Genomic DNA, 26,226 nt, shown 5'->3' with positions numbered 1-26,226 from the left:
GCCCGCGCCGTCGGCCCGTCCCCAGGCCGGTGGTCGGCTCCTGTCCGCAGTGGACGGTGCCGGAAGCCGTTTTCCAACGTTCCGAGAGGTTGTTCGTGTCGGCCAGCACATCCCGTACGCTCCCGCCGGAGATCGCCGAGTCCGTCTCTGTCATGGCGCTCATTGAGCGGGGAAAGGCTGAGGGGCAGATCGCCGGCGACGATGTGCGTCGGGCCTTCGAAGCTGACCAGATTCCGGCCACTCAGTGGAAGAACGTACTGCGCAGCCTCAACCAGATTCTTGAGGAAGAGGGTGTGACGCTGATGGTCAGTGCCGCAGAGCCCAAGCGCACCCGCAAGAGCGTCGCAGCGAAGAGCCCGGCCAAGCGCACCGCCACCAAGACGGTCGCGGCCAAGGCGGTGACCACCCGTAAGGCCACCGCCACCACGGCCGCCCCCGCGGCACCCACCGCCGCGGTCACCGGTGACTCGGTAGAGGAAGCCGCACCCGCCAAGAAGGCTGCCGCGAAGAAGGCGGCGCCCGCCAAGAAGGCGGCCGCCAAGAAGACGGTCGCGAAGAAGACGGCCGCCAAGAAGACCACGGCCAAGAAGGACGACGCCGAGCTCCTCGAAGAAGAGGTGCTCGAGGACACCAAGGTCGCCGACGAGCCCGAGGGCGCCGAGAGCGCCGGCTTCGTCCTGTCCGACGAGGACGAGGACGACGCGCCCGCCCAGCAGGTCGCCGCGGCCGGCGCCACCGCCGACCCGGTCAAGGACTACCTGAAGCAGATCGGCAAGGTCCCCCTGCTCAACGCCGAGCAGGAAGTCGAGCTGGCCAAGCGCATCGAGGCGGGTCTGTTCGCCGAGGACAAGCTGGCCAACTCCGACAAGCTGGCCCCGAAGCTCAAGCGCGAGCTGGAGATCATCGCCGAGGACGGTCGCCGCGCCAAGAACCACCTGCTGGAGGCCAACCTCCGTCTGGTGGTCTCCCTGGCCAAGCGCTACACCGGCCGCGGCATGCTCTTCCTGGACCTCATCCAGGAGGGCAACCTCGGTCTGATCCGCGCCGTCGAGAAGTTCGACTACACCAAGGGCTACAAGTTCTCCACGTACGCCACCTGGTGGATCCGGCAGGCGATCACCCGCGCCATGGCCGACCAGGCCCGCACCATCCGCATCCCGGTGCACATGGTCGAGGTCATCAACAAGCTGGCCCGCGTGCAGCGCCAGATGCTCCAGGACCTGGGCCGTGAGCCCACCCCGGAGGAGCTGGCCAAGGAACTCGACATGACCCCCGAGAAGGTCATCGAGGTCCAGAAGTACGGCCGTGAGCCCATCTCGCTGCACACCCCGCTGGGTGAGGACGGCGACAGCGAGTTCGGCGACCTCATCGAGGACTCCGAAGCCGTCGTCCCGGCCGACGCGGTCAGCTTCACGCTCCTGCAGGAACAGCTGCACTCCGTGCTGGACACCCTGTCCGAGCGCGAGGCCGGCGTGGTCTCCATGCGCTTCGGTCTCACCGACGGTCAGCCGAAGACCCTCGACGAGATCGGCAAGGTCTACGGCGTGACGCGTGAGCGCATCCGCCAGATCGAGTCCAAGACCATGTCGAAGCTGCGCCACCCGTCGCGTTCCCAGGTGCTGCGCGACTACCTCGACTAGGTCCGGTCGTATGACGGCGAAGGCCCGGTTCCCGATCGCGGGAGCCGGGCCTTCGTGCTGCGGGATGCCGCTCCGTGGATCACTCTGGGTGCCCCAGGGCGTCCCCAGAGTGAGGAGCACGCATGCGCCGTTCCATTGTCCGGGCGCTGGTCCGGCCGCTGTCCCTGCTGGCCGCCATGGTCGCGATACCCCTGGTGACCGCCGCCCCCGCGGGCGCCGGCGGCGTGGTCGTCGGAGGATTCCCGATCGATGTCTCGCAGGCCCCCTGGACGGTCGCACTGGCCAGCCGTGACCGGTTCGGCGGAACCCGGGCGGGCCAGTTCTGCGGCGCTGTGGCCGTCGGGCGCAGCACGGTCCTCACCGCGGCCCACTGCCTGGGTGAGGAGGCCCTCGGAGCCCCGCCGAACCGGGTGCGCGACCTCAAGGTCATCGCGGGCCGCACGGACCTGCTGTCGGCGCGGGGCGAGGAGATCGCCGTACGGGAGATCCGCCTCAACCCCCGGTACGACGTCAGGACGAACTCCGGCGACTTCGCGGTGCTCACGCTCGCCGCACCGCTGCCGCAGAGCGCGGTCATCGCCATGGCGCGCGCGGGCGACCCGGGCTACCGGCCCGGCACCAAGGCGCTGGTGTCCGGGTGGGGTGACACGACCGGTGAAGGAGCCTACGCGCGGCGGCTGCGCGCCGCCCAGGTGCACGTCCTGTCCGACGACGTGTGCGCCCGCGCCTTCCCGGGCGGTCCCGAGGGCACCTACCGGGCCGGCACGATGCTGTGCGCCGGTGAGATCACCGGAGGTCCCGACGGCTGCCAGGGGGACAGCGGTGGTCCTCTGGTGGCCGGGGGACGGCTGATCGGCCTCGTCTCCTGGGGGAGCGGCTGCGGCCGGCCGGGGCTCCCCGGTGTCTACACGCGCGTCTCGGAGGTCGTACGGGCGCTGGAGCCCGCCGGGGCCCCGCAGGCGTCCCGGGGCGGCTCGTGAGGGCGCACGCGCGGATATGAGCACGGGCGGCCACTCCTGGTGGGGAGGGGCCGCCCGATCACCGGCCTGTGCCGGGGCTGGCTCGTCGTGGGTGCGAGAATCAGCGCTCTTCGGTGGAAGCGGTGTCCGGAACGGAGGTCAGCCGTTCCGTCTCGTCCTGTATCTCAGCGGCGATCTTCTTGAGTTCCGGCTCGAACTTGCGACCGTGGTGGGCGCAGAAGAGCAGTTCTCCGCCGCTGAGCAGGACCACGCGCAGGTATGCCTGGGCGCCGCAGCGGTCGCAGCGATCGGCGGCCGTCAGCGGGCTCGCGGGGGTCAGAACAGTAGTCACGTCGCCTCTTCTCTAGCTCGACGAGCTGTCGTACCAGGGACAACATCCAACCAGGCCGAAAACGTTCCCGCTCCTGGCCCTTTCTCGAAAAAAATCTTCCGAGCCGGCTGTCTGCTGCCGGTTGGCGGCGAATGTGCCGTATTGCGTCTCTTGTATGCCTACGGGTTCGCGCTGTCTTGCTGTCTCGTCCTCCCGGCCGGGTTGCCGGTTGTTCATGAGGACGTGCCCGGAGCCTAAATGGTTCATGCCCCAAAGGGAACGTGATATGTGCTTCACTCCATCGAGGGATCGAACACTCATACGAGCCTGGACTAGGGTGAGGTGTCGCCGAGGGTGGCGTTACACCGGCTCTACCAGGGCTCGGTACCCTCTGAGCGGCGACCGAAGCCGCCCCCTTACCCAAAAGGGGGCCACCTGAAATTCAGCGAGGAGCGAACCGCGTGACCGCCGATACGTCCGTGCCGTCCACAGCGCTGCTGGCAGGAGCAGACCGCGACGGTTCCAACTACACCGCGCGGCACCTGCTCGTCCTCGAGGGCCTGGAGGCCGTGCGCAAGCGTCCGGGCATGTACATCGGCTCGACCGACAGCCGTGGCCTGATGCACTGCCTGTGGGAGATCATCGACAACTCGGTCGACGAGGCCCTCGGCGGTTACTGCGACTACATCGAGGTGATCCTCCACGACGACGGCTCGGTGGAGGTGCGCGACAACGGCCGCGGCATCCCCGTCGACGTGGAGCCGAAGACCGGCCTGTCCGGCGTCGAGGTCGTCATGACCAAGCTGCACGCGGGCGGAAAGTTCGGCGGCGGCTCCTACGCCGCCTCCGGCGGTCTGCACGGCGTCGGCGCCTCCGTGGTCAACGCCCTCTCCGCCCGTCTCGACGTCGAAGTGGACCGCAGCGGCCACACGCACGCCATCAGCTTCCGGCGCGGCGTGCCCGGCGCCTTCGCCGCCGGCGGCGCCGACGCCACGTTCGAGGCCAAGAGCGGCCTGCGCAAGACCAAGAAGATCCCCAAGACGCGCACCGGCACGCGCGTGCGGTATTGGGCCGACCGGCAGATCTTCCTCAAGGACGCCAAGCTCTCCCTGGAGACGCTGCACCAGCGCGCCCGGCAGACCGCGTTCCTGGTGCCCGGGTTGACCATCGTCGTCCGTGACGAGTTCGGCCTCGGCGAGGGAGGCAGCAAGGGTGAGGAGTCCTTCCGCTTCGACGGCGGCATCAGCGAGTTCTGCGAGTACCTGGCGCGCGACAAGGCGCTTTGCGACGTCCTCCGCTTTTCCGGCAAGGGCACGTTCAAGGAGACCGTCCCGGTCCTGGACGATCACGGTCAGATGACCCCGACCGAGGTCACCCGCGAGCTGGGCGTCGACATCGCGCTGCGCTGGGGGACCGGGTACGACGCGACGGTCAGGTCGTTCGTCAACATCATCGCCACCCCCAAGGGCGGCACCCATGTCAGCGGCTTCGAGCAGGCTCTCACCCAGACGCTGAACGATGTGCTGCGCGCCAAGAAGATGCTGCGCGTGGCCGAGGACAACATCGTCAAGGACGACGCCCTGGAGGGCCTCACCGCCGTCGTCACGGTCCGGCTGGCCGAACCCCAGTTCGAGGGACAGACCAAGGAGGTCCTCGGCACGTCGGCGGCCCGTCGCATCGTGAACAACGTGGTCACCAGCGAGCTCAAGGCGTTCCTGACGGCCACGAAGCGTGACGCCGCCGCCCAGGCCCGGGTGGTCATGGAGAAGGTGGTCGCCGCCGCCCGTACCCGGGTCGCGGCCCGCCAGCACAAGGACGCCCAGCGCCGGAAGACCGCCCTGGAGTCCTCGTCCCTGCCGGCCAAGCTGGCCGACTGCCGCAGCGACGACGTCGACCGCAGCGAGTTGTTCATCGTCGAGGGCGACTCCGCGCTCGGCACGGCCAAGCTGGCGCGGAACTCCGAGTTCCAGGCCCTGCTGCCGATCCGCGGCAAGATCCTCAACGTGCAGCGGTCGTCGGTGACCGACATGCTCAAGAACGCCGAGTGCGGGGCGATCATCCAGGTCATAGGAGCGGGCTCGGGCCGTACCTTCGACATCGACCAGGCCCGGTACGGCAAGATCATCATGATGACCGACGCCGATGTCGACGGCTCCCACATCCGCTGCCTGCTGCTCACGCTGTTCCAGCGCTACATGCGGCCCATGGTCGAGGCCGGCCGCGTCTTCGCCGCCGTGCCGCCACTGCACCGCCTGGAGCTGGTCCAGCCGAAGAAGGGCCAGGAGAAGTACGTCTACACGTACTCCGACCGGGAACTGCGCGACAAGCTCATGGAGTTCCAGAGCAAGGGCATCCGGTACAAGGACTCCATCCAGCGTTACAAGGGCCTCGGCGAGATGGACGCCGACCAGCTGGCCGAGACCACGATGGACCCGCGCCACCGCACCCTGCGCCGCATCAACCTCTCCGACCTGGAGGCCGCCGAGCAGGTCTTCGACCTGCTGATGGGCAACGACGTGGCTCCCCGCAAGGAGTTCATCTCCAGTTCGGCGGCGACGCTGGACCGCTCCCGCATCGACGCGTAGCCGCCGCGCCGGGCATCGCCGGCGAGGCGGGAAGGACGGGGCCCTGCTGGATATCCAGCAGGGCCCGCGGCCTGCCGCCAGCAGGGCCCTTGAGCCTGCCGAGCGGTTGACGCGGAAGGCGGGCAACCGCTGACGGCCAACGTGCGGCCGCACCGAGTCCTCCGGCCCTGCCCCCACCCGCCCCACTGCCACCGCCCACGGCCCTGCCCCCGCCTGCGCCTGAGCGCCCGCCTACGCCCCAGCACCGTCCTCGCCGCAACAGCGCCCCACGCCCCACGCGCCCCCACCCCGCGCGTCCCGCGCCCCCACCCCGCGCCCCTCGCTCAGCCCCTCATCCACCCCCTACCGTCTCTCCACCCGCGGGTGGAGGCGGGCCGCTCCGCGGATCCACCCGTGATCCACCCTGGATCCGATTCGCTGACCTGCGGATCTCCGTAGTTTCGAAGGTGCCGGATGCACCCGCTCCGGCCTCACCTTTCCGCTCACGGAGGCTGCGATGTCCGGGCTCGTCAACGCGCTGGTGATCGTGGCCGTCGTCGCCCTAGTGATCACGCGGCAGTTCCGCGCGCACGCAATCAACGCCGACCGGCGCTGGTGGCTGCCGCCCGTCGTCCTCGCCGTCGTCGCGCTGCGCGAGCCCGGCGTCCTCGACGCCCACCACCGCGTGGAATCCGCCGTCCTGCTCGCGGTCGAACTGCTCATCGGCCTGCTCACCGGCGCCGGCTGGGGCTGGACCACCCGGGTCTGGACGGCACCGGACGACGCCGTGTGGGCCAAGAGCACCACGGCGAGCATCGCCGTATGGATCGTCGGCATAGCCCTGCGCGCCGGAGTCTTCGCCCTCGGCGCCCTACGCGGTGTGCACCAGGACAGCTCGGCACTGCTGCTCGGCCTCGCCGGCACGCTGCTGGTGCGTGGTGCGGTCCTGGCCTGGCGGGCCCGGAGCCTCGGCAGCGAGAGCGGTCCCGTCCCGGCGTACGGTGCCGGCAGCCGGCCGGCCTGGAAGGAGTCCGTGTGACAGAGAACGCCTGGACACGCTGGCCGTCACGCGAAGCGCTCGGCCCTCTGGGCATCAGCCGGTCCCGGCGCCTGCTCGCCTGGGTGGTCCGCCTGCTGGTGCTGGCCATGCTGCTGTGGGCCGCTTTCAGCCAGCGGCACGTCGGCCTCTGGGAAGCGCTCGGCGCGGTCGGGGGAGTCATCCTCGCGGCTCTCGTCTCCTGGGCCTTCTTCCGGACGACCTACGGGCACCGCCTGGTGCCGTCCCTGGCGCTCATGGGGGTGCCCCTGGGCATCGCGGTCGCGGCCGAGGCGACGGGATTCAGAGGGCCGGCCCTGGTCATCTGGTGCGGCTGCGGAGTCGGCGCGCTGGAGCGGCTGCCGCTCGGGGCCGCGCTCCCCGTCGCGTCGGTGGCGCTGGCCTCGTACTCCGCGTTCACCAACGACGTCTGGCTGACCACGGCCGCCACCGTGGCCGGCATGGCCCTCGCGGGGTACGTGCTGCGGCTGGACGCGGAAGCCCGGGGCAGCGCGCAGCGGCTGCTCGCCCAGGAGCGTGCCGCACGTGCCGCCGAGGCCGAGTCCGCGGCGCTGGCCGAGCGGGCCCGCATCGCACGGGAGATCCACGACGTGCTGGCGCACAGCCTCTCGGCGCAGCTCGTGCACCTGGAGGCTGCCCGGCTGTTGATCGAGAGGGGCGCGGACCGGGGGCGGATTCTGGAGCGGGTGGTGGCCGCCCGGGGCATGGCCCGCGACGGCCTCGCCGAGACCCGGCAGGCGCTGTCCGCGCTGCGGGGCGAGCTGACTCCCCTGGAGGACTTCCTGAGCGAACTCGTCAGCACGGCTGACGGAGCCGAGGTCACCGTCACAGGTGAACGCAGACGGCTGCCGGCCGAAGCGTCCCAGGCCGTGCGGCGGGTCGCGCAGGAGGCGCTGACGAACGTCCGCAAGCACGCCCACGGCGCCAGAGTGGAGGTGCGGCTCGACTACGGAGAGCAGGAAGTGACGCTGGACGTGCGGGACTCGGGTGGGCGGCCGGGCGAACTCGACGGATCCGGCGGCGGGTACGGTCTGCTGGGCATGCGGGAGCGCGCCGAACTGCTGGGCGGTTCGCTGGACGCGGGACCGGACGAGGGAGGGTTCATGGTGACGCTGAAGGTGCCGCTATGACGGAGCCGGAGAGGGTGGCGAAGACCGCGCGGGTGGTCGTCGCCGATGACCAGACCGTGGTCCGTGAGGGCATCGTGATGCTGCTCGGACTGCTGCCCGGCGTGGAGGTCGTAGGAGCCGCGGGCGACGGCGAGGAGGCGGTGCGGCTGGCCGGTGAACTGGCGCCGGACGTCGTCCTGATGGACCTCCGGATGCCGCGCTGCGACGGCGTGGAGGCCACCCGCAGGATCCGGACCCGCTATCCCGCAACCCAGGTCGTGGTGCTCACCACCTACGCGGACGACGAGTCGCTGTTCCCCGCGCTGCGGGCCGGCGCCCGGGGATACCTGACCAAGGACGCGGGCGGTGACGAGATCGTGCGTGCCGTGCACAGCGTGCTGTCGGGAGAGGCGGGACTGTCACCGAGTGTCCAGCGCCGGCTGCTGGAGCGGCTGTCACAGCCGGAGCCCGAGCCCGCACCGGTGGCCGGCCGGCCGCCCGACGGGCTGACCACACGGGAGACCGAGGTCCTGGTGCTGATCGCCGAGGGGCTCAGCAACCAGGAGATCGCCCACCGGCTGCATGTGTCGGCGGCCACCGTGAAGACGCACATCAACAACCTCTTCGCCAAGGCGGGCCTCAAGGACCGCGCCCAGGCCGTGCGGTACGCCTATAGCAAGGGGCTGGTGCGGCCGCCCACCTGGTGAATCACCTGATGGGGTGAAGAGCGCGAGGAAGAGAAGTCAGAGATCTTCCCGTTCTGTCCATCCTTGGGCATGCAGTCAAGCAACGGTCGTCTCCACCACACCGGAGACGGTCCCGAGAGTGCGGACGGGACTCAGGAAGAGCACGCGGAGCACGACGGGCACTCCTGCCACGGGTCGTGCCGGGACCCGTGGCACGACGAACCGACCACGGGCTGGGGCACACCGGACGGGGCCGGCGGACCGGCGCCGGACGTGCCGCCCGCGCGCCTCGGGTCCGCCGCGACGGCGATGAGCGTCGATGACGTGTATGTCGAGGTGCAGCGCAGCGCGGCGTTCCAGGAGGTGCGCGGCAGGTACCGGCGGTTCGTGGTCCCGGGAGTCACGGGCTTCCTGACCTGGTACGTGGGATATGTGATCGCCGCGACGGCCGCACCCGGGTTCATGGCCCGGCCCGTGGTGGGGGCGGTGAACGTGGCGTTGGTCGCGGGGCTCGGGCAGTTCCTCACCACGTTCCTGCTCACCTGGGCCTACGCCCGGCATGCGCGGCTGCGCCGGGACCCGGCCGCGCTGGAGCTGCGCTGGACCACCCAGGAACTGACCCGCGGAGCGCGGAGGTGCGCCCGGTGACCGGCGACCATCAGGCTCTGGTCCTGCTGCTGTGCGGCGGGTTCGTAGCGCTCACCCTAGGGATCACGGCCTGGGTGAGCCGCAGGCGGCACGGTTCGGCGGAGGAGTTCTACACCGGCGGGCGGCTGTTCACTCCGATAGAGAATGGTTTTGCCATCGCGGGCGACTACATGTCGGCCGCCTCCTTCCTCGGCACCGCCGGACTCGTGGCGCTGTACGGGTACGACGGGCTGCTGTACGGGGTGGGCTTCCTCGTCGGGTGGCTGGTCGTCCTGTTCCTGGTCGCCGAACTGGTGCGCAACTGCGGGCGGTTCACGCTGGCCGACGTGGTGGCCGCGCGGCTGAGCGCGCGTCCGGTGCGGGTCGCCGCGGGGGCCTCCTCGGTCGTGGTGTCCGTGCTGTATCTGGTGGCGCAGATGGTCGGCGCGGGCAGCCTGGTGGCGCTGCTGCTCGGGCGGACGAGCGGCGCGGTCCAGGTCTGGGCGGTCACGGGCGTCGGCGCGCTCATGGTGGTCTATGTGTCGTGGGCAGGGATGCGGGCCACCACCTGGGTCCAGATCGTCAAGGCGGTCCTGCTGCTCGGCGGGACGGTCCTGCTGACCGTGCTGGTGCTGCTGCGCTTCCACGGCGACGTGGACCGGCTGCTGATCACCGCGGCGGAGCGCAGCGGCCACGGGAGGGCGTTCCTGGCGCCGGGGCTGAAGTACGGCGGGACCTGGACCGCCCGGCTGGACTTCATCAGCCTGGGTCTCGCGCTGGTGCTGGGCACGGCCGGCCTGCCGCACATCCTGTCCCGTTTCCACACCGTGCCGACCGCGCGGGCCGCGCGTCGCTCCGTGGTGTGGTCCATCGGTCTGATCGGCGGTTTCTCCCTGATGACGATGGTTCTCGGATTCGGCGCGGCGGCGCTGGTGGGGCCGGGGGCCGTACGCGCGTCCCAGGCGGCGGGGAACACCGCGGTGCCCCTCCTCGCCCTCGACCTGGGCGGCGGACCGGGCTCCACGGGCGGCACCGTCCTGTTCGCGGTGGTCGTCGCCGTGGCGTTCGCCACGATCCTCGCCGTGGTCGCGGGCATCACGCTCGCCTCCTCCGCCTCGGTGGCCCATGACCTGTACGCGACGCTGCGCCGCTCCGGCGACAGGGCCCCGCGCAGTGAGGTGGCGGTGGCGCGGTGTGCGGCGGTCGGCGTCGGTGCCGTGGCGATCGCGCTCGGTCTGCTGGCCCGCGATCTCAACGTCGCCTTCCTCGTGGGCCTCGCCTTCGCGGTCGCCGCGTCGGCGAATCTGCCGGTGCTGCTGTACTCGCTGTTCTGGCGTGGGTTCACCACGCGGGGCGCGGTGTGGGCCGTCTACGGCGGGCTGCTGCCGGCGGTCACGCTCGTCCTGCTGTCCCCGGTGGTGTCCGGCAGCCCGGAGTCGCTGTTCCCGGGCGTCGACTTCCAGTACTTCCCGCTGGAGAACCCGGGCATCGTCTCCATCCCGCTCGGCTTCCTCGCCGGCTGGCTGGGCACGGTGACCTCGGGCGAGATCGTGGACGAGGCCAAGTACGCCGAGGCGGAAGTGCGCGCGCTGACCGGAGCCGGGGCCGCCTAGGACCTGTCCGACCATCCGGACCGGGCCGGGGTCAGGTCGCCCACTCGTACCGGTGTTCCGGGCGGCCCGCGTCGCCGTACTTGAGGGACAGCCGGGCCCGGCCGGTGCGCTCCAGCAGCTTCAGATACCGCTGGGCGGTCTGGCGGCTCACCCCCGTCCGCTCGGCGATCTCCTGGGCGGACAGGGGGCGGTCCGCGTTCAGCAGCGCCTGGCGGACCAGTTCGGCCGTCGTAGGGGAGTGTCCCTTGGGCAGGCCGGGCTCCGAGGGTGCGGACAGTGCGCCGAAGATCCGGTCCACCTCCGCCTGCTCCGCCTGGCCGCCGCCGTCCAGGGTGCGCCGCAGCTCGGCGTACGCCTCCAGCTTCGCCCGCAGACCGGCGAAGGCGAACGGCTTCACCAGGTACTGCAACGCGCCCTGCCGCATGGCCGCCTGCACCGTCGACACGTCCCGCGCCGCCGTCACCATGATCACGTCGGCCTGGTGGCCGCGCCGGCGCATCTCCCGGACCACCGCGAGACCCGTGTCGTCGGGCAGGTAGTGGTCCAGCAGGACGAGATCGAGCCGCGGCAGGGCCTCCACCTGGCGCAGGGCCTCGGCCGCGCTGTGCGCCTCGCCGGCCACGTGGAAGCCGGGCACCTTCGCCACGTAGGCGGCGTTGACGCGGGCGACGCGGGTGTCGTCGTCCACGACCAGGACCTCGATCATCGGGCCTCCTCCACGGCGACGCAGGCGGCGCCGGGCGCCTGTCCGGGCACCGCCGGTTCCGGCTCGGTCAGCGCCTCCGGCAGGACCACGGTGAACTCCGCGCCGCCGCCCGCCGCGGGGCCCACGACCGCGCTCCCGCCCTGCCGTTCGGCGAGCCGGCGCACCAGGGAGAGCCCGATGCCCCGCCGGCCGTGCGCGGGCGGCTTCTTGGTGGACCAGCCCTCCGTGAAGATCAGCTCCCGTCGGTCCTCCGGGACCCCGGGACCCGAGTCGCGCACCCTGAGGACGACGGCGCGGCCCCGCGCGCGCAACTCCGCCTCCACGCGCGCGTGCGGGGTGCCCGCGGCCGCGTCGAGGGCGTTGTCCACGAGGTTGCCCACGATCGTGACCAGCCCCCGCGGATCGACCAGCCGGTCCGGGAGCCGGGTACGGTCCGAGACCCACAGGACGACCCCGCGCTCGGCCGCCACGGTCGCCTTGCCGACCAGCAGCGCGGCCAGCAGCGGGTCCTGGATCTTCTCCGTGACCTGCTCGGCGGTGGCCCGGTGGTCGCCGACCACCTCGCCGACGAACTCCACGGCGTCGTCGTACATCTCCAGCTCCAGCAGCCCCAGCAGGGTGTGCATGCGGTTGGCGTGCTCGTGGTCCTGGGCGCGCAGCGCGTCGATCAGGCCGCGCGTGGAGTCCAGTTCGCGTCCCAGCTGCTCCAGTTCGGTGCGGTCGCGCAGGGTGGCCACGGCACCGCCGTCACCGGTGGGCATGCGGTTGGCGACCAGCACGCGCTGGCCGCGCACGGTGAGCAGATCGGTGCCGCTGACCCGGCCGGCCAGCACATCCGTCGTACGGCCCGCGCCGAGCGCCTCGTCCGGTGTCCGCCCCACGGCCTCGTCGCCGACGCCCAGCAGGCGCCGTGCCTCGTCGTTGAGCAGGCGGATGCGGCCGCCCCGGTCCAGCGCCACCACCGCCTCCCTGATGCCGTGCAGCATCGCCTCGCGCTCCGCGAGCAGCGCCGAGATGTCGGAGAAGGCCAGGTACCGGGTCTGCCGCTGGACCCGGCGGGAGATCAGCCAGGCCGCCAGCGCGCCCACCGCGAGCGCGCCGCCGGCGTACGCGAACAGCCCCGGGATGGCGCTGATCAGCCGCGCCCGCACACTGTCGTAGGCGATGCCGACCGAGACGGCGCCGACGATGCGGTGGCCGTCGTCGTACAGCGGCACCTTGCCGCGTGCCGAGCGGCCCAGGGTGCCGTTGTCGATCTCCATGACCTCCTTGCCGGCGAGCGCGTCGGAGGGGTCGGTGGAGACCCGCCGACCGATCTGCGCAGGCGTGGGGTGCGACCAGCGCACCCAGCCGCGGTCCAGCACCACGATGTACTCGGCGTGCGTGGCCCGCCGGATCCGCTCCGCCTCCCGCTGCACGGGACCGTTCCGGTCCGGCCGGGTGGCGCGCACGCCCTGCGCGATCTGCGGATCCTGCGCGGTGGTCTCGGCGATGGCCAGCGCCCGGCGCATCGCCTCCTGGTCCAGCTGCTTGCTCAGCGGGGCCAGGAAGAGCCCGGTCGCGAGCACCGCGACCCCCGCGGCGATCGCCACCTGCATCAGCAGCACCTGCGAGAACATCCGCCGGGGCAGGCCGAGGCGCAGACGGCGTACGGGGGGAGTGGGGCTCATACCCACGACGGTACGTGGGACGGCCGGAAGCGCCCCAGCCGGTCCGGAGTGGATCTCTTGATCCAGTGTTGATCAATGTTGACGCGCGACGGTGCCGGGTCAGCTCGCCAGTGCCGTCGTCCGCAGCTCGCGCACGTCGAGCACGTCCATCCGCGCGGGCGAACCGAGCACCGCCGCGCCACAGCTCTCCGCGCGGGGCGGCAGTGACGCGCCCTGCGCCACGGTGACCCGCCACCGGCGGCCGTCGGCGTGCGCGACGGTGACCTCCCGGCGCGCGGCCGTCCCCTCGGTCCGTACGACGCTCAGCACACCCGCCCGGTACTCGCCCGCGGCCGTCCGGACGGCCAGCTCCGCCGCCTGGCCGGGCCGCTCCCACGCCGAGCAGCCCCGGCAGCCCTCGACCACCACACGCCCCTGCTGGACACCGTGCAGGGCCTCCTTCACGGTGTGCGCCTCGGCGCGGCCGTAGGCGTAGCCGTACGGCAGGACGAGCACCGTGGGCGCGAAGCGATGTCCACCCAGATGGGTGACCTCCCAGACACCGCGCACACCGGAGGCGACCAGCTCGGTGGCGAGGGGACGGCCGAGGAGCGCGCAGCAGCGGTCGCGCTTGCCGTTGGTGCACACGAGCGCCAGCGGGTCACCCTGATGGGGCCGCCCGCCGAGCGCCGCGCCGAAGGACCGGTGGTCGCCCGCCCCGAGGCCGGCGAAGTCCAGGTCGAGCAGGCGCCGCGGATCGCGGGTGGCGGCGCTGTGCAGCCACACCCGCCCGGGCACGGTGTGCGCGGCGTACACCTGCCGGACCGGGGGCGGGCCGGGGTCGGCATGGCGGCCGGGACGCCGGATCAGCGCGATCCGTACGCCGGTCCCGTCGGCGGCGGCCTCCAGCGCCCGGCCCAGCGCGGGGTCGAGGTGACTGGACGTGAGGGCCTTGTCGCCCCAGGGGCCGGGCTGTTCCAGCAGCAGCCACGTCGCCGCCGTGGCAGCCGTACCGGAAACCGGCTCGTCGAGGCTCCGGGAGACCGTCGCACACCTACTCACAGAGGTGAGCCTAACCTGACTGCCCGTGCGGTGACTTCCGGCCCCGGCCGTGTCCCGGCCCTCTCGTGCGGTCAGGCCGGCCCGGCGGCGGCCGAGTCCGGCGCGAGTCCCTGGTCGGGGAGGGGCTGCGGCGGGCGCGGACCGACGTAGTGGCCGCTGGGGCGCATGCGCAGCGGGCGTTCGCCGTACTCCTCCAGGGCGTGGGCGATCCAGCCCGCCGTCCGGGCGACGGCGAAGATCGTCTCGCCGGCCGCGGCGGGCATGCCGCAGGACGCGGTGAACACCGCCAGGGCCAGGTCCACGTTCGCGTGCAGCGGGGTGTGCCGGGCGGCCGTGGCGACCACGTCACGCGCGGCGAGCAGCGCGGACTCCGCGCGCGGGAGCTGCTCCAGCAGGCCGAACAGCGCCCGGGCGCGCGGATCCTCGCCCGCGTACAGCCGGTGGCCGAGACCGGGGACGCGGCGGCCGGCGCGCAGTTCCTCGGCGATCACCGGGACCGCGGTGCCCTGGTCGAGCACGTCCAGCAGCATCCGGTGGGCCAGGCCGCTGGCCGCGCCGTGCAGCGGGCCCTCCAGCACGCCGAGCCCGGCCGAGACGGCCGCGTACACGTGCGCCCGGGCGGAGGCGGCGACCCGGACGGCGAGCGTGGACGCGGCCAGGTCGTGATCGGCCAGCAGGGCCAGCGCGGTGTCCAGGACGCGCAACGACGCCTCGTCGGCCGGGCGGCCGGTCAGCCGGCCCCACAGGCGGTGCGCCAGCGGACCCTCGTCCCGGTGGGTGTGCAGGGCCGGCGGCAGCGCGGCGACGAGGGTGGGGACGAGCAGGCGCGCCGTGTGCAGCACGGCCTCCTCGGACAGGTCGAAGCGCAGCGGGTCCTCCGCCGCCGCGGCGATCGCCGCCACCCGCAGCCGGTCGACCGGGGAGGCGTGCTCGGACAGGGCGTCCACCGCGCGGCGGGCGACCTGGACGGTGGCCTCGGGCGCGGTGAACGACACCCCCGGGATCAGCCGGCCGGTCCACAGCCACTCCGCGACCTCCTCGTAGGAGTGCCGGGCGGCCAGTTCGACGGCGTCGACGCCGCGGAAGTAGTACCGGTCGCGCTCGATCAGCGTGATCCGGGTGCGCACGGACAGGTCGCCGCCGGTGCCCGGAGTGCCGGCGGCCTCGCGCCGGTTGCGGCGGGCGAGCGCCTCCACCTCCCCGGCCTCGAAGGTGCTGGCCCGGCCGCCGGGCTCGCGTCTGCTGCCGAGCAGGCCGCGGCTCACGTACGCGTAGACCGTCTCGGGCTTCACACCGAGCAGTTCCGCGGTCTCCTTCGTGGTCAGCCGGCGCCCGGGGCGGTGGGGAGCGGTGTCGTCATCGCGCATGGGGGCCACCGTAGCCGCCTCTGCACACATTGACGGCTACACATTGATGTAATCAATGTTGACAGGGAGTCAGTCAAGCAAGGACAGTCGGATCAAGGTTCAAGGGAGGACGACCATGACCGTCAACAACGCCGCCACTCCGCTCATCGACGCCCCGCGCGGTCTCGCGGGCGTCGTCGTCACCGAGACCGAGGTCGGTGACGTCCGCGGCAGGGAGGGCTTCTACCACTACCGCCAGTACCCGGCCGTCGACCTCGCCCGCACCCGCGGCTTCGAGGACGTCTGGCACCTGCTGGTCCACGGCACGCTCCCCGGCACGCGGCGGCGCGCCGCCTTCACCGCCGAGACCGCCGCTCTGCGCCGCCTGCCCGACGGCGTCCGTGCGGCCCTGCCCGCGATCGCCGGGGCCGGGCACCGCTCCGGACCGCTGGCCGGACTCCGCACGGCCCTGTCCCTGCTGGGCGCCGCGCGGGGCTTCCGGCCGGTGTACGACCTCGGCCCGGACCAGCGGCGCGCCGACACCGTGGCCGCCTGCGCGGCCGTACCCACCCTGCTCACCGCGCTGTACCGGCTCGGCCGGGGCCTGGAGCCGGTGGAACCGCGCGAAGACCTCCCGTACGCGGCCAACTACCTGTACATGTTGACCGGTTCGGAACCGGATCGGGAGCGGGCCCGTGCGGTCGAGCAATACCTGATCTCCACCATTGACCATGGATTCAACGCGTCCACCTTCACCGCGCGCGTGATCGCCTCCACCGGCGCGGACGTGGCGGCCTGTCTGACCGGCGCCGTGGGAGCCCTCTCCGGACCCCTGCACGGAGGCGCGCCCAGCCGGGCCCTGGACACCCTGGACGCGATAGGCACCCCCGACCGGATCGACACCTGGATCCGCGAACGGGTCCTCGCCGGCGACCGGATCATGGGCTTCGGACACGCCGTCTACCGCACCGAGGACCCCCGTTCCCGCATGCTGCGGGAGATCGCCCTCGGCTTCGGCGGGCCCCGGGTGCGCTTCGCGGTGGAGGTCGAGCGCCGGGTGGAGGCGATCCTCGCCGAGCTGAAGCCCGGCCGCGAACTGCACACCAACGTCGAGTTCTACGCCGGTCTGGTCATGGAACTGTGCGGTCTGCCCCGGGAGATGTTCACTCCCACCTTCGCCGCGGCCCGGGTGGTGGGGTGGAGCGCCAACATCCTGGAGCAGGCGGCCGACTCGAAGATCATCCGGCCGGTGGCGCGGTACGTGGGTCCGGAACCGCACGCGGCGGTGCCCCTGCCCGAGTGACGGACGCCCCGGCGGGCACGAGAGCGGGTGTCCGGCCGCTCGTATCCTGGACGCGTCGGCCCTGCCCGTCCGCCGACGCGAGCCGGTGCGCGTTGGTCACGTCAGAGAGGTCGCCCGTTGGGGAACAGCTGGGAAAGCGGTCCGGAAGACAGCGGCAGCACACGGCAGATCCCGGTCGTCACACGGCAGATCCCGGTCGTCGTGCTCGCCGGTTTCCTGGGCTCCGGGAAGACCACGCTGCTCAACCATCTGCTGCACCGCAGCGGAGGCAGCCGCATCGGGGCGATCGTGAACGACTTCGGCGCCATCGAGATCGACGCGATGGCCGTCGCGGGCGCCCTCGGCGACTCCACCGTCTCGCTCGGCAACGGCTGCCTGTGCTGTGCCGTGGACACGAGCGAACTCGACCTCTACCTGGACCGGCTGGCCGCGCCCGCCACCGGCGTCGACGTGATCGTCATCGAGGCCAGCGGGCTGGCCGAGCCGGGGGAACTCGTGCGCATGGTCCTCGCCAGCGAGCATCCCGGGATCGTCTACGGCGGTCTGGTCGAGGTGGTCGACGCCGCCGAGTTCGACGACACGCGCGCGAAGCATCCCGAGATCGACCGGCACCTCGCCCTCGCGGACCTGGTCGTCGTCAACAAGCTGGACCGCGCCGACGACCCCGGTCGGGTCCTGCGGCTCGTCGGCTCCTTCGCCGACCGCGCCGCCGTCGTCCCCGCCACCTACGGCCGGATCGATCCCGAGTTGCTCTTCGACTGCCGGCCGAGCGAGGAGCGCGTCGGGCAGCTGTCCTTCGACGACCTGCACGACCACGAGGAGGACGAAGACGGGGGCCACGACCGGGCCGGCCACCTGCACTCCGGCTACGACAGCCTGTCCTACACCTCCGCCGTGCCCCTGGAACCGCGCCGGCTCATGCGGTTCCTGGACAGCCGGCCGGAGGGGCTGTACCGGATCAAGGGGTACATCGGCTTCGGGCCGTACGACCCGCTCCACCGCTACGCCGTGCATGCCGTCGGCCGGTTCCTGCGCTTCTACCCCGAGCCCTGGCCGGCCGGCGACGACCGGCTCACCCAGCTCGTGCTGATCGGCTCCGGTATCGACGCGGACGCCCTCCGCAAGGAGCTCCAGGCGTGCGAGAACGACACCCCGCACGCCGACGAGCACGGCATGTGGGGCGTCCTGCGCTACGTACAGGGCTCGGAGGAGACGGAACCCGACCTGGAGGACCCGGACCCGCCCGTCTAGCCCCCGCCGTGGCCGCCGCGACCCCGCTCGGGCGCCCCGGCCCGAAGGACGGCCGGGGCTCGAAGCCCCGGCCGCCCTGAAGCCCCGGCGGCCCCCAGCACCGACCACCCCCCAAAGCCCCGGCCGCGCTCAGGCAACCGGCCGTCCCTAGAGGATCGGCCCGCTCACAGCACTGGCCGTGCTCACAGCACCGGGCCCGCCACCACCGATACCGTCTTCGGGAGCGACGTGCCCGAGCCGTCCCGGCGCGGGTCCGGTTCCGGCAGCTCCGCGGGAGTGCCGTTCTTCTGCGCCGCCCGTGCGGGCGCCGGGCCCGCCCAGCCCAGCGACAGGCAGTCCTCGCCCTTCAGGAACCGCTGGCAGCGCACGCCACCCGTGGCCCGGCCCTTGCGCGGGTACTGGTCGAACGGGGTCAGCTTGGCCGTCGTCTGCACCGAGTCGTCCAGCGTGCCGCGCGAGCCCGCCACCGTGAACACCACCGCGTCGGCGGCCGGGTCGACCGCCGTGAACGAGATCACCTTCGCGCCCTCGGTCAGCTTGATGCCCGCGATACCGCCCGCCGGACGGCCCTGGGGCCGGACGATCGACGCCTGGAAGCGCAGCAACTGCGCGTCGTCCGTGATGAACACCAGGTCCTCCTCGCCGGTGCGCAGCTCCATCGCGCCGACGATCCGGTCGCCCTCCTTGAGCGTGACGACCTCCAACTCGTCCTTGTTGGACGGATAGTCGGGCACCACCCGCTTGACGACACCCTGCTCGGTGCCCAGCGCCAGACCCGGGGACGACTCGTCCAGCGTGGTCAGGCAGACCACCGTCTCGTCGTCGTCCAGGGAGACGAACTCCGCGAGCGGGGCTCCTCCGGAGAGGTTCGGCACGGTCACCGGCTCGGGCAGCCGCGGCAGGTCGACCACGTTGATCCGCAGCAGCCGGCCCGCCGAGGTCACCGCGCCGATCACCCCGCGCGCGGTCGCCGGCACCCCCGACACGATCACATCGTGCTTGACCCGCTTGGCGCCCGCCCGCGGCAACGGCTCGTCGGTCGCCGTACGGGCCAGCAGCCCGGTGGAGGACAGCAGCACCCGGCACGGGTCGTCGGCCACCTGGAGCGGGACGGCGGCCACCGGAGCGGCCCCCGACTCCAGCAGGACCGTGCGCCGGTCGGTGCCGAACTTCTTCGCCACGGCGGCCAGTTCCGCGGAGACCAGCTTGCGCAGCTCCGCGTCCGACTCCAGGATCCGGGTCAGCTCCGCGATCTCCGCGGTGAGCCTCTCCTTCTCCGCCTCCAGCTCGATCCGGTCGTACTTGGTGAGCCGGCGCAGCGGCGTGTCGAGGATGTACTGCGTCTGCACGTCGCTCAGCGAGAAGCGCTCGATCAGGCGCTCCTTGGCCTGCGCGGAGTTCTCGCTGGACCGGATGATCCGGATGACCTCGTCGATGTCGACCAGCGCGGTCAGCAGGCCCTCGACCAGGTGCAGCCGGTCGCGCCGCTTGCCGCGGCGGAACTCGCTGCGGCGCCGGACCACGGTGAAGCGGTGGTCCAGATAGACCTCCAGCAGCTCCTTCAGCCCCAGGGTCAGCGGCTGGCCGTCGACCAGGGCGACGTTGTTGATGCCGAAGGACTCCTCCATCGGGGTCAGCTTGTACAGCTGCTCCAGGATCGCCTCCGGCACGAAGCCGTTCTTGATCTCGATGACCAGGCGCAGGCCGTGTTCGCGGTCGGTGAGGTCCTTGACGTCGGCGATGCCCTGGACCTTCTTCGCGTTGACCAGGTCCTTGATCTTCGCGATGACCTTCTCGGGGCCGACCGTGAACGGCAGTTCCGTGACGACCAGGCCCTTGCGGCGCGCGGTGACGTCCTCGATGGAGACGGTGGCGCGCATCTTGAAGGTGCCGCGGCCGGTCGCGTACGCGTCCCGGATGCCGTCCAGGCCGACGATCCGGCCGCCGGTGGGCAGGTCGGGGCCCGGGACGTGCTTCATCAGCGCGTCCAGGTCGGCGTTCGGCTGCCGGATCAGGTGCCGGGCGGCGGCGACGACCTCGCGCAGGTTGTGCGGCGGCATGTTCGTGGCCATGCCGACCGCGATGCCCGAGGCGCCGTTGACCAGCAGGTTCGGGAAGGCGGCGGGCAGCGCCACCGGCTCCTGCTCCTGGCCGTCGTAGTTCGGGGCGAAGTCGACCGTGTCCTCGTCGATCGACTCGGTCATCAGGCCCGTCGCCTCGGCCATCCGGCACTCGGTGTACCGCATGGCGGCCGGCGGGTCGTCGTTGCCCAGGGAACCGAAGTTGCCGTGGCCGTCGACGAGCGGCACGCGCATGGAGAAGGGCTGCGCCATGCGCACCAGCGCGTCGTAGATCGACGCGTCGCCGTGCGGGTGCAGCTTGCCCATGACCTCGCCGACGACCCGGGCGCACTTCACATAGCCGCGCTCGGGGCGCAGGCCCATCTCGTTCATCTGGTAGACGATCCGGCGGTGCACCGGCTTGAGGCCGTCACGGGCGTCGGGCAGGGCGCGTGAGTAGATGACCGAATAGGCGTATTCAAGGTAGGAGCCACGCATCTCGTCCACGACGTCGATGTCGAGGATCCTCTCCTCGAACGAATCGTCGGGCGGCGGGGTCTTGGTGCTGCGGCGGGCCATCGCTGCCTGGCTCCTTGCTGAAGCGTGGGACGGATCTGACGCCGACCATTGTGGACCGAGGCACTGACAAGCCGTGCCACGACCCGGTGCGGGGCCCGGGCCGCTCCGGGGAGCGGCCCGGCCCTGGCGGCGGGAGACCGTCCGGGGCGGGGTCCGAGGCAGGCTACGCGATCCGCCGCCGCGCACGTCCGGCGGGAAGCGCGCGATCCGCTGTCGGCGTACGTGCCGCGGGAACTTCGCCGGGGCCCCGCACGCTTTGCATACAGTGGCAGGAACGGCAGGAACACCGCGGTTTCTTTCGACCGCCTCCGCTCGCGAAGGGACGTACATGCCCATGGGTCACACGACCACAGCCGAGGCAGGCTCCGGGGGCCTGACAGCGACCGAGCACCGCCTGGCCAACGGTCTGCGCGTGGTGCTCTCCGAGGACCACCTGACCCCCGTGGCGGCGGTCTGCCTCTGGTACGACGTCGGCTCCCGTCACGAAGTCAAGGGACGCACCGGCCTGGCCCACCTCTTCGAGCACCTGATGTTCCAGGGCTCCGCGCAGGTCAAGGGCAACGGCCACTTCGAGCTGGTGCAGGGCGCCGGCGGCTCGCTGAACGGCACCACCAGCTTCGAACGCACCAACTACTTCGAGACCATGCCCGCCCACCAGCTGGAGCTGGCGCTCTGGCTGGAGGCCGACCGCATGGGCTCGCTGCTGGCCGCCCTGGACGAGGAGTCCATGGAGAACCAGCGGGACGTCGTCAAGAACGAGCGCCGCCAGCGCTACGACAACGTGCCCTACGGCACCGCCTTCGAGAGGCTGACCGCGGCCTCGTACCCGGAGGGCCACCCGTACCACCACACGCCGATCGGGTCCATGGCGGACCTGGACGCGGCCACCCTGGAGGACGCCCGCCAGTTCTTCCGCACCTACTACGCGCCGAACAACGCGGTGCTCTCCGTGGTCGGCGACATCGACCCCGAGCAGACCCTCGCCTGGGTCGAGAAGTACTTCGGCTCCATCGCGTCCCACGACGGCAAGCCCGCGCCCCGCGACGGCTCCCTGCCGGACGTCATCGGCGAGCAGCTGCGCGAGGTCGTCGTGGAGGAGGTGCCGGCGCGCGCCCTGATGGCCGCCTACCGGCTCCCGCACGACGGCACGCGCGCGTGCGACGCGGCCGACCTCGCCCTGACCGTCCTCGGCGGCGGCGAGTCCTCCCGCCTGTACAACCGCCTGGTGCGCCGCGACCGTACGGCCGTGGCCGCCGGCTTCGGGCTGCTGCGGCTGGCCGGCGCGCCCTCCATGGGCTGGCTGGACGTGAAGACCTCCGGTGACGTCGAGGTGCCGGTGATCGAGGCCGCCATCGACGAGGAGCTGGCCCGGTTCGCCGCCGAGGGCCCGACGCCCGAGGAGATGGAGCGCGCCCAGGCCCAGCTGGAGCGCGAGTGGCTGGACCGGCTCGGCACGGTCGCCGGCCGCGCCGACGAACTGTGCCGGTTCGCCGTCCTGTTCGGCGACCCCCAGCTCGCCCTGACCGCCGTCCAGCGCGTCCTGGAGGTGACCCCGGAGGAGGTCCAGGAGGTCGCCAAGGCCCGCCTGCGGCCCGACAACCGCGCCGTCCTCGTCTACGAGCCGAAGTCCCCGGAGGCCGTCGAGGACACCGGGATCCCCGAGGACCCGGAGCAGGAAGCGACCGTAGAGGCGGCCCGCGACGAGACCGAGAACGAGGAGACGGCCCAGTGACCGAACTCGCCACCATGGAGTTCCACCCCCAGCCGCAGCCCGGTGACGCCAGGCCCTGGGCGTTCCCGGCCCCCGAGCGCGCCGCGCTCGGCAACGGCCTGACCGTGCTGCGCTGCCACCGCCCCGGCCAGCAGGTCGTCGCCGTGGAGGTGCTGCTGGACGCGCCGCTGGAGGCCGAGCCGGCCGGCCTGGACGGTGTCGCCACGATCATGGCGCGGGCCTTCTCCGAGGGCACCGACAAGCACTCCGCCGAGGACTTCGCCGCGGAGCTGGAGCGTGCGGGCGCCACCCTGGACGCGCACGCCGACCACCCCGGAGTGCGGATCAGCCTGGAGGTCCCGGCCTCCCGCCTGGCCAAGGGCCTCGGACTGCTCGCCGACGCCCTGCGCGCGCCCGCGTTCGCCGAGAGCGAGGTCGAGCGCCTCGTCCGCAACCGCCTGGACGAGATCCCGCACGAGCTGGCCAACCCCTCCCGCCGGGCCGCCAAGGAGCTCTCCAGGGAGCTGTTCCCGGCGGCTTCCCGGATGTCCCGGCCGCGCCAGGGCACCGAGGAGACGGTCGCGAAGATCGACGCCGGGGCCGTACGCGCCTTCTACGACCGGCATGTGCGGCCCGCCACGGGCACCGTGGTGGTCGTCGGCGACCTGACCGGCATCGACCTGGACGCGCTGCTCGACGACACCCTCGGCACCTGGACCGGCACGCCGGGCGAGCCCCGGCCGGTGCCGCCGGTGACCGCCGACGACACCGGGCGCGTGGTCATCGTGGACCGGCCCGGCGCCGTGCAGACGCAGTTGCTCATCGGCCGGATCGGCCCCGACCGGCACGACCGGGTGTGGCCCGCGCAGGTGCTCGGCACGTACTGCCTGGGCGGCACCCTCACCTCCCGTCTGGACCGTGTCCTGCGCGAGGAGAAGGGCTACACCTACGGCGTGCGCTCCTTCGGCCAGGTCCTGCGCTCGGCGCCGGACGGCACGGGCGCCGCGATGCTCGCCATCAGCGGCTCCGTGGACACGCCGAACACCGGTCCCGCGCTGGACGACCTGTGGAAGGTGCTGCGCACCCTCGCGGCGGAGGGCCTGACCGACGCCGAGCGGGACGTCGCCGTACAGAACCTGGTCGGGGTGGCGCCGCTGAAGTACGAGACCGCGGCGGCCGTCGCCAGCACGCTGGCCGACCAGGTCGAGCAGCACCTGCCCGACGACTTCCAGGCGACGCTGTACCGGCAGTTGGCCGCCACGGGCACCGTGGAGGCCACCGCGGCCGTCGTGAACGCCTTCCCGGTGGACCGGCTGGTGACCGTCCTGGTCGGCGACGCCGCCCAGATCAAGGCACCGGTCGAGGCGCTCGGCATCGGTGAAGTGACGGTGGTGTCGGCCGAGTAGCGCCCCGCACGGCGTACGCGGCGGGCACTGCAAGCGCGCATGGGGGCCCTGACGGTGCACCGGCCGTCAGGGCCTCCACTGTTCCACTCGCTCCCTCAGGTGCCCGTTTTGGGGCGGAGGTTGCCTGTCTGCCCTGTGGGATGCGCTACAAAAAGCCGGATTCGTTTGAGGTGGGAAAGCGGGCCGCCGTAGCGTCACCTGGGCTGTTCGTCAGGCAGTGCGCCGCACCCGCGGCACCGGACAGTCATCGCCGAGTCCCCGTACGGCGCGAGCCAGGGGAGCCGGGGACCCACGTCCCTGGGGTGAATCGGGCGCCCGCGAGGGGGCCCGTAGGAGACCTTCCTGCTCCGAACCCGTCAGCTAACCCGGTAGGCGAGAGGGAAGGAAAGGACCAGCCACCACATGGCGTTCATGTGCGCCACCGGCAAGCACCGCAAGCCCGGCCGGGTCAAGCGGACCACCGCGCAGGCGGCCGGCGTCGCGGCCCTGACCACCACGGGCGTGCTCGGCTCCCTCGCCGCCTCCCCGGCGGTCGCCGCCGGGAACCCCGCGGACCAGACCGGCCTCACCCCGGTCCTCGCCGCGACCGAGGACGTCGCCGGCCTGATCGACGCCCAGGCCACCGCGCAGCAGCAGGCCGCCGAGCGGAAGGCGGCCGAGGAGGCCGCCGCGAAGGCCGCCGCCAAGCGGGCCGAGGAGGTGCGCCAGGCCAAGGCCCGTGCCGCCCGCGAGGCCGAGCGCAAGCGGCTGAACACCTTCGTCGCCCCCATCGCGCACTCCTACGTCTCCACGGCCTACCGGGCCAGCAGCTCCCTGTGGTCCTCCGGTTCGCACACCGGCATCGACTTCCACGCGGCCAGCGGCACGGCCGTCCACGCGGTGGGCTCCGGCACGGTCGTCTCCACGGGCTGGGGCGGCGCCTACGGCAACCAGATCGTGATCCGGATGGCCGACGGCATGTACACGCAGTACGGGCACCTGTCGTCCATCGGCGTCACCGTGGGCCAGCAGGTCGTCCCGGGCCAGCAGATCGGCCTGTCCGGCGCCACCGGCAACGTCACCGGGCCGCACCTGCACTTCGAGGCGCGCACGACTCCCGAGTACGGCTCCGACGTCGACCCCGTCGCCTACCTCCGCGGCCACGGCGTGCACATCTGACGCGTCCCGCGCGGTCCTTCCCAGCCCCGGCTCTCCGAGCCGGGGCTTTCGCCGTATTCCGTGCTGTCCGCCGGGCCCGCTGACCAAAAAATATCCATGAATTACGACCCGCCGTCGGAAATTCCGGCTCATTGTCATAGAGTCACGGAACACGCGTCCATCGTCGGCGTTTCACGGGGATTAAGGCGGAGGTCGGTCATGCGTATTCCGGCGCACTCGGTGTGCACCGCTGTCCGGGACGATATCGTCGCCGGTGTCTACGAGCGCGGCAGCCGCCTCACCGAGGAAGTCCTGGCCCGCCGCTACGGCGTCTCCCGCGTCCCCGTCCGCGAGGCGCTGCGCACCCTGGAGGCCGAGGGCTTCGTGGTGACGCGCCGGCACGCGGGCGCGTGCGTGGCCGAGCCGACCGAGCAGGAGGCCGCCGACGTGCTGGAGATGCGGACGCTGCTGGAGCCGCTGGGCGCCGCGCGGGCCGCCCAGCGGCGCACCGAGGCCCATCTGAAGGTGCTGCGCGGCCTGGTCCGGCTGGGCCAGGAGCGGGCCAGGAGGGGGCACAGCGAGGATCTGCGCGCGCTGGGCGGCTGGTTCCACGAGACCCTGGCGCAGGCGTCCGGCAGCCCGTCGCTGACCGCGGTGCTGACCCAGCTGCGGCACAAGATCGCGTGGATGTACACGGTGGAGCCCCCGGTGAGCCCGGCGGAGACCTGGGCGGAGCACGGCGCCATCGTGGACGCCGTGGCGCGCGGGGACGGCGAGCGCGCGCGGGCGCTGACGGCGCTGCACGCCGAGCGGGCCACGGGCGCGCACCGGCTGCGTTCCACTCGTGCCGGGGACCGGGTGAGGACTTCGCAACATGCCGTAAACGTATCGGGTCTGCGGCTTTAACACGGGCACCGTATACAAAGAAGAGCTATTCGGTGGCGGGTATTTTCCGCTGCCGTTTTCCCGGTGCCGGGAATTACTCGGCACCGGCCGTCCGGGCGCCGGGCGGAAATGCGGCCGGGAAAACGCGGAAGCCGCGCCATCCGGTGCGGACGGCACGGCTTCCGGTATTGCTCCGCCTCGGTGCGCGGACGGTCAGACCGTCTCGGGCAGCTCGTCCAGGCCCTCGGCGACCAGCTTGGCCAGACGGTCCAGGGCGGCGTCCGCGCCCTCGGCGTCGGAGGTGAGGACGATCTCCTCGCCACCCTGGGCGCCCAGACCCAGGACGGCCAGCATGGAGGCCGCGTTGACGGGGTTGCCCCCGGCCTTGGCGATCGTCACCGGGACGCCTGTGGCCGTGGCGGCTCGGACGAAGATGGAGGCGGGGCGGGCGTGAAGGCCCTCGGCCCAGCCGACGTTGACGCGGCGCTCAGCCATGTGTTGCTGCCCTTCGGTGTTCAGGTTGTCTAGACCAGTTTCCCATATCG

21 protein-coding genes and 1 riboswitch are annotated in these 26,226 nt (G+C 72.2%); of the genes, 14 read left to right on the top strand and 7 right to left on the bottom strand.

Annotated elements, in window-relative coordinates; translation table 11 throughout:
* The first annotated feature begins 95 nt into the window (after positions 1 to 95).
* Both ACH4OA_RS18475 and ACH4OA_RS18470 read left to right on the top strand, forming a co-directional pair.
* On the top strand, positions 96 to 1,640 hold the full coding sequence (locus tag ACH4OA_RS18475) for an RNA polymerase sigma factor (RefSeq protein WP_397943277.1): 1,545 nt from the start codon (positions 96 to 98) through the stop codon (positions 1,638 to 1,640).
* 122 nt (positions 1,641 to 1,762) lie between these two features.
* Complete coding sequence (locus tag ACH4OA_RS18470) at positions 1,763 to 2,620, top strand: serine protease (RefSeq protein ID WP_397943278.1); 858 nt, start codon at positions 1,763 to 1,765, stop codon at positions 2,618 to 2,620.
* A gap of 100 nt (positions 2,621 to 2,720) precedes the next feature.
* Here the strand turns inward: ACH4OA_RS18470 and ACH4OA_RS18465 are convergent, their stop codons facing one another.
* Positions 2,721 to 2,951, bottom strand: coding sequence for a hypothetical protein (locus tag ACH4OA_RS18465; protein ID WP_365874046.1), 231 nt, complete (start codon positions 2,949 to 2,951; stop codon positions 2,721 to 2,723).
* Between the two features lie 440 nt (positions 2,952 to 3,391).
* Here ACH4OA_RS18465 and ACH4OA_RS18460 point away from each other — a divergent pair, with 440 nt between their 5' ends.
* The 6 genes from ACH4OA_RS18460 to ACH4OA_RS18435 all read left to right on the top strand — a co-directional run bounded on the left by ACH4OA_RS18460 (position 3,392) and on the right by ACH4OA_RS18435 (position 10,586).
* Positions 3,392 to 5,515: a DNA topoisomerase IV subunit B gene (locus ACH4OA_RS18460; RefSeq protein WP_365874044.1), complete on the top strand. Its 2,124-nt coding sequence runs from the start codon at positions 3,392 to 3,394 to the stop codon at positions 5,513 to 5,515.
* A 496-nt stretch (positions 5,516 to 6,011) separates the two neighbouring features.
* Positions 6,012 to 6,533, top strand: a complete 522-nt coding sequence (locus ACH4OA_RS18455) for a DUF1453 domain-containing protein (RefSeq protein WP_397969795.1) — start codon at positions 6,012 to 6,014, stop codon at positions 6,531 to 6,533.
* On the top strand, positions 6,530 to 7,681 hold the full coding sequence (locus ACH4OA_RS18450) for a sensor histidine kinase (protein WP_397946238.1): 1,152 nt from the start codon (positions 6,530 to 6,532) through the stop codon (positions 7,679 to 7,681). Before ACH4OA_RS18455 ends, ACH4OA_RS18450 begins: the two co-directional genes overlap by 4 nt.
* Positions 7,678 to 8,367 carry a response regulator gene (locus ACH4OA_RS18445; protein ID WP_397969793.1) on the top strand — a complete coding sequence of 230 codons (690 nt, stop codon included), beginning with the start codon at positions 7,678 to 7,680 and terminating at the stop codon, positions 8,365 to 8,367. The genes ACH4OA_RS18450 and ACH4OA_RS18445 overlap by 4 nt, the downstream gene beginning before the upstream one ends.
* A 69-nt stretch (positions 8,368 to 8,436) precedes the next feature.
* Positions 8,437 to 8,994, top strand: coding sequence for a DUF485 domain-containing protein (locus ACH4OA_RS18440; protein WP_365874036.1), 558 nt, complete (start codon positions 8,437 to 8,439; stop codon positions 8,992 to 8,994).
* Entirely contained in the window at positions 8,991 to 10,586 is a 1,596-nt protein-coding gene (locus tag ACH4OA_RS18435) for a cation acetate symporter (RefSeq protein WP_397969791.1), read from the top strand. Before ACH4OA_RS18440 ends, ACH4OA_RS18435 begins: the two co-directional genes overlap by 4 nt.
* A gap of 31 nt (positions 10,587 to 10,617) precedes the next feature.
* On the opposite strand, the gene ACH4OA_RS18430 is transcribed toward ACH4OA_RS18435, so the two are convergent.
* The 4 genes from ACH4OA_RS18430 to ACH4OA_RS18415 all read right to left on the bottom strand — a co-directional run bounded on the left by ACH4OA_RS18430 (position 10,618) and on the right by ACH4OA_RS18415 (position 15,370).
* Positions 10,618 to 11,292 carry a response regulator gene (locus ACH4OA_RS18430; protein WP_397943288.1) on the bottom strand — a complete coding sequence of 225 codons (675 nt, stop codon included), beginning with the start codon at positions 11,290 to 11,292 and terminating at the stop codon, positions 10,618 to 10,620.
* Positions 11,289 to 12,962, bottom strand: a complete 1,674-nt coding sequence (locus ACH4OA_RS18425; RefSeq protein ID WP_397969789.1) for an ATP-binding protein — start codon at positions 12,960 to 12,962, stop codon at positions 11,289 to 11,291. The genes ACH4OA_RS18430 and ACH4OA_RS18425 overlap by 4 nt, the downstream gene beginning before the upstream one ends.
* 99 nt (positions 12,963 to 13,061) lie before the next feature.
* Positions 13,062 to 14,003: a sucrase ferredoxin gene (locus ACH4OA_RS18420; RefSeq protein ID WP_365874028.1), complete on the bottom strand. Its 942-nt coding sequence runs from the start codon at positions 14,001 to 14,003 to the stop codon at positions 13,062 to 13,064.
* 71 nt (positions 14,004 to 14,074) lie between these two features.
* A complete protein-coding gene (locus ACH4OA_RS18415) occupies positions 14,075 to 15,370 on the bottom strand; it encodes a citrate/2-methylcitrate synthase (RefSeq protein WP_397969787.1) in 1,296 nt (431 codons plus the stop codon).
* Positions 15,371 to 15,485: 115 nt separating this feature from the next.
* Here ACH4OA_RS18415 and ACH4OA_RS18410 point away from each other — a divergent pair, with 115 nt between their 5' ends.
* Positions 15,486 to 16,652, top strand: coding sequence for a citrate synthase (locus ACH4OA_RS18410; RefSeq protein WP_397969785.1), 1,167 nt, complete (start codon positions 15,486 to 15,488; stop codon positions 16,650 to 16,652).
* A gap of 168 nt (positions 16,653 to 16,820) precedes the next feature.
* Positions 16,821 to 17,903 (top strand): CobW family GTP-binding protein, encoded by a 1,083-nt coding sequence (locus tag ACH4OA_RS18405; RefSeq protein ID WP_397969839.1) that lies wholly within the window; start codon positions 16,821 to 16,823, stop codon positions 17,901 to 17,903.
* A 182-nt stretch (positions 17,904 to 18,085) separates the two neighbouring features.
* On the opposite strand, the gene ACH4OA_RS18400 is transcribed toward ACH4OA_RS18405, so the two are convergent.
* A complete protein-coding gene (locus ACH4OA_RS18400; RefSeq protein ID WP_397969783.1) occupies positions 18,086 to 20,542 on the bottom strand; it encodes a DNA topoisomerase (ATP-hydrolyzing) subunit A in 2,457 nt (818 codons plus the stop codon).
* Between the two features lie 328 nt (positions 20,543 to 20,870).
* On the opposite strand from ACH4OA_RS18400, the gene ACH4OA_RS18395 reads away from it, so the two are divergent.
* The 4 genes from ACH4OA_RS18395 (at position 20,871) to ACH4OA_RS18380 (ending at position 25,702) form a co-directional block, all read left to right on the top strand.
* Positions 20,871 to 22,274: a pitrilysin family protein gene (locus ACH4OA_RS18395; RefSeq protein ID WP_365874020.1), complete on the top strand. Its 1,404-nt coding sequence runs from the start codon at positions 20,871 to 20,873 to the stop codon at positions 22,272 to 22,274.
* Positions 22,271 to 23,659 (top strand): M16 family metallopeptidase, encoded by a 1,389-nt coding sequence (locus ACH4OA_RS18390; protein ID WP_397938948.1) that lies wholly within the window; start codon positions 22,271 to 22,273, stop codon positions 23,657 to 23,659. Before ACH4OA_RS18395 ends, ACH4OA_RS18390 begins: the two co-directional genes overlap by 4 nt.
* A 238-nt stretch (positions 23,660 to 23,897) precedes the next feature.
* Positions 23,898 to 24,049: riboswitch (cyclic di-AMP (ydaO/yuaA leader) on the top strand.
* 12 nt (positions 24,050 to 24,061) lie between these two features.
* Positions 24,062 to 24,817, top strand: a complete 756-nt coding sequence (locus ACH4OA_RS18385; protein WP_365874016.1) for a M23 family metallopeptidase — start codon at positions 24,062 to 24,064, stop codon at positions 24,815 to 24,817.
* Between the two features lie 198 nt (positions 24,818 to 25,015).
* Entirely contained in the window at positions 25,016 to 25,702 is a 687-nt protein-coding gene (locus ACH4OA_RS18380) for a GntR family transcriptional regulator (protein WP_365874014.1), read from the top strand.
* A gap of 192 nt (positions 25,703 to 25,894) precedes the next feature.
* On the opposite strand, the gene ACH4OA_RS18375 is transcribed toward ACH4OA_RS18380, so the two are convergent.
* A complete protein-coding gene (locus ACH4OA_RS18375; RefSeq protein ID WP_397969781.1) occupies positions 25,895 to 26,176 on the bottom strand; it encodes an HPr family phosphocarrier protein in 282 nt (93 codons plus the stop codon).
* Positions 26,177 to 26,226: the final 50 nt, after the last annotated feature.

Source organism: Streptomyces sp. NPDC017095 (assembly GCF_044332325.1).
Taxonomy (GTDB): domain Bacteria; phylum Actinomycetota; class Actinomycetes; order Streptomycetales; family Streptomycetaceae; genus Streptomyces.
The sequence above is the reverse complement of the archived record's forward strand: the minus strand, read 5'-3'. Positions and strand labels throughout refer to the sequence as shown.

What these genes read in the sequence shown, in the direction of transcription:
- ACH4OA_RS18470 (WP_397943278.1), top strand. Translation starts at nt 1,763, where the DNA reads ATGCGCCGTTCCATTGTCCGGGCGCTGGTCCGGCCGCTGTCCCTGCTG.
- ACH4OA_RS18455 (WP_397969795.1), top strand. Translation starts at nt 6,012, where the DNA reads ATGTCCGGGCTCGTCAACGCGCTGGTGATCGTGGCCGTCGTCGCCCTA.
- ACH4OA_RS18445 (WP_397969793.1), top strand. Translation starts at nt 7,678, where the DNA reads ATGACGGAGCCGGAGAGGGTGGCGAAGACCGCGCGGGTGGTCGTCGCC.
- ACH4OA_RS18440 (WP_365874036.1), top strand. Translation starts at nt 8,437, where the DNA reads ATGCAGTCAAGCAACGGTCGTCTCCACCACACCGGAGACGGTCCCGAG.
- ACH4OA_RS18430 (WP_397943288.1), bottom strand. Translation starts at nt 11,292, where the DNA reads ATGATCGAGGTCCTGGTCGTGGACGACGACACCCGCGTCGCCCGCGTC.
- ACH4OA_RS18425 (WP_397969789.1), bottom strand. Translation starts at nt 12,962, where the DNA reads ATGAGCCCCACTCCCCCCGTACGCCGTCTGCGCCTCGGCCTGCCCCGG.
- ACH4OA_RS18415 (WP_397969787.1), bottom strand. Translation starts at nt 15,370, where the DNA reads ATGCGCGATGACGACACCGCTCCCCACCGCCCCGGGCGCCGGCTGACC.
- ACH4OA_RS18410 (WP_397969785.1), top strand. Translation starts at nt 15,486, where the DNA reads ATGACCGTCAACAACGCCGCCACTCCGCTCATCGACGCCCCGCGCGGT.
- ACH4OA_RS18400 (WP_397969783.1), bottom strand. Translation starts at nt 20,542, where the DNA reads ATGGCCCGCCGCAGCACCAAGACCCCGCCGCCCGACGATTCGTTCGAG.
- ACH4OA_RS18395 (WP_365874020.1), top strand. Translation starts at nt 20,871, where the DNA reads ATGCCCATGGGTCACACGACCACAGCCGAGGCAGGCTCCGGGGGCCTG.
- ACH4OA_RS18385 (WP_365874016.1), top strand. Translation starts at nt 24,062, where the DNA reads ATGGCGTTCATGTGCGCCACCGGCAAGCACCGCAAGCCCGGCCGGGTC.
- ACH4OA_RS18380 (WP_365874014.1), top strand. Translation starts at nt 25,016, where the DNA reads ATGCGTATTCCGGCGCACTCGGTGTGCACCGCTGTCCGGGACGATATC.
- ACH4OA_RS18375 (WP_397969781.1), bottom strand. Translation starts at nt 26,176, where the DNA reads ATGGCTGAGCGCCGCGTCAACGTCGGCTGGGCCGAGGGCCTTCACGCC.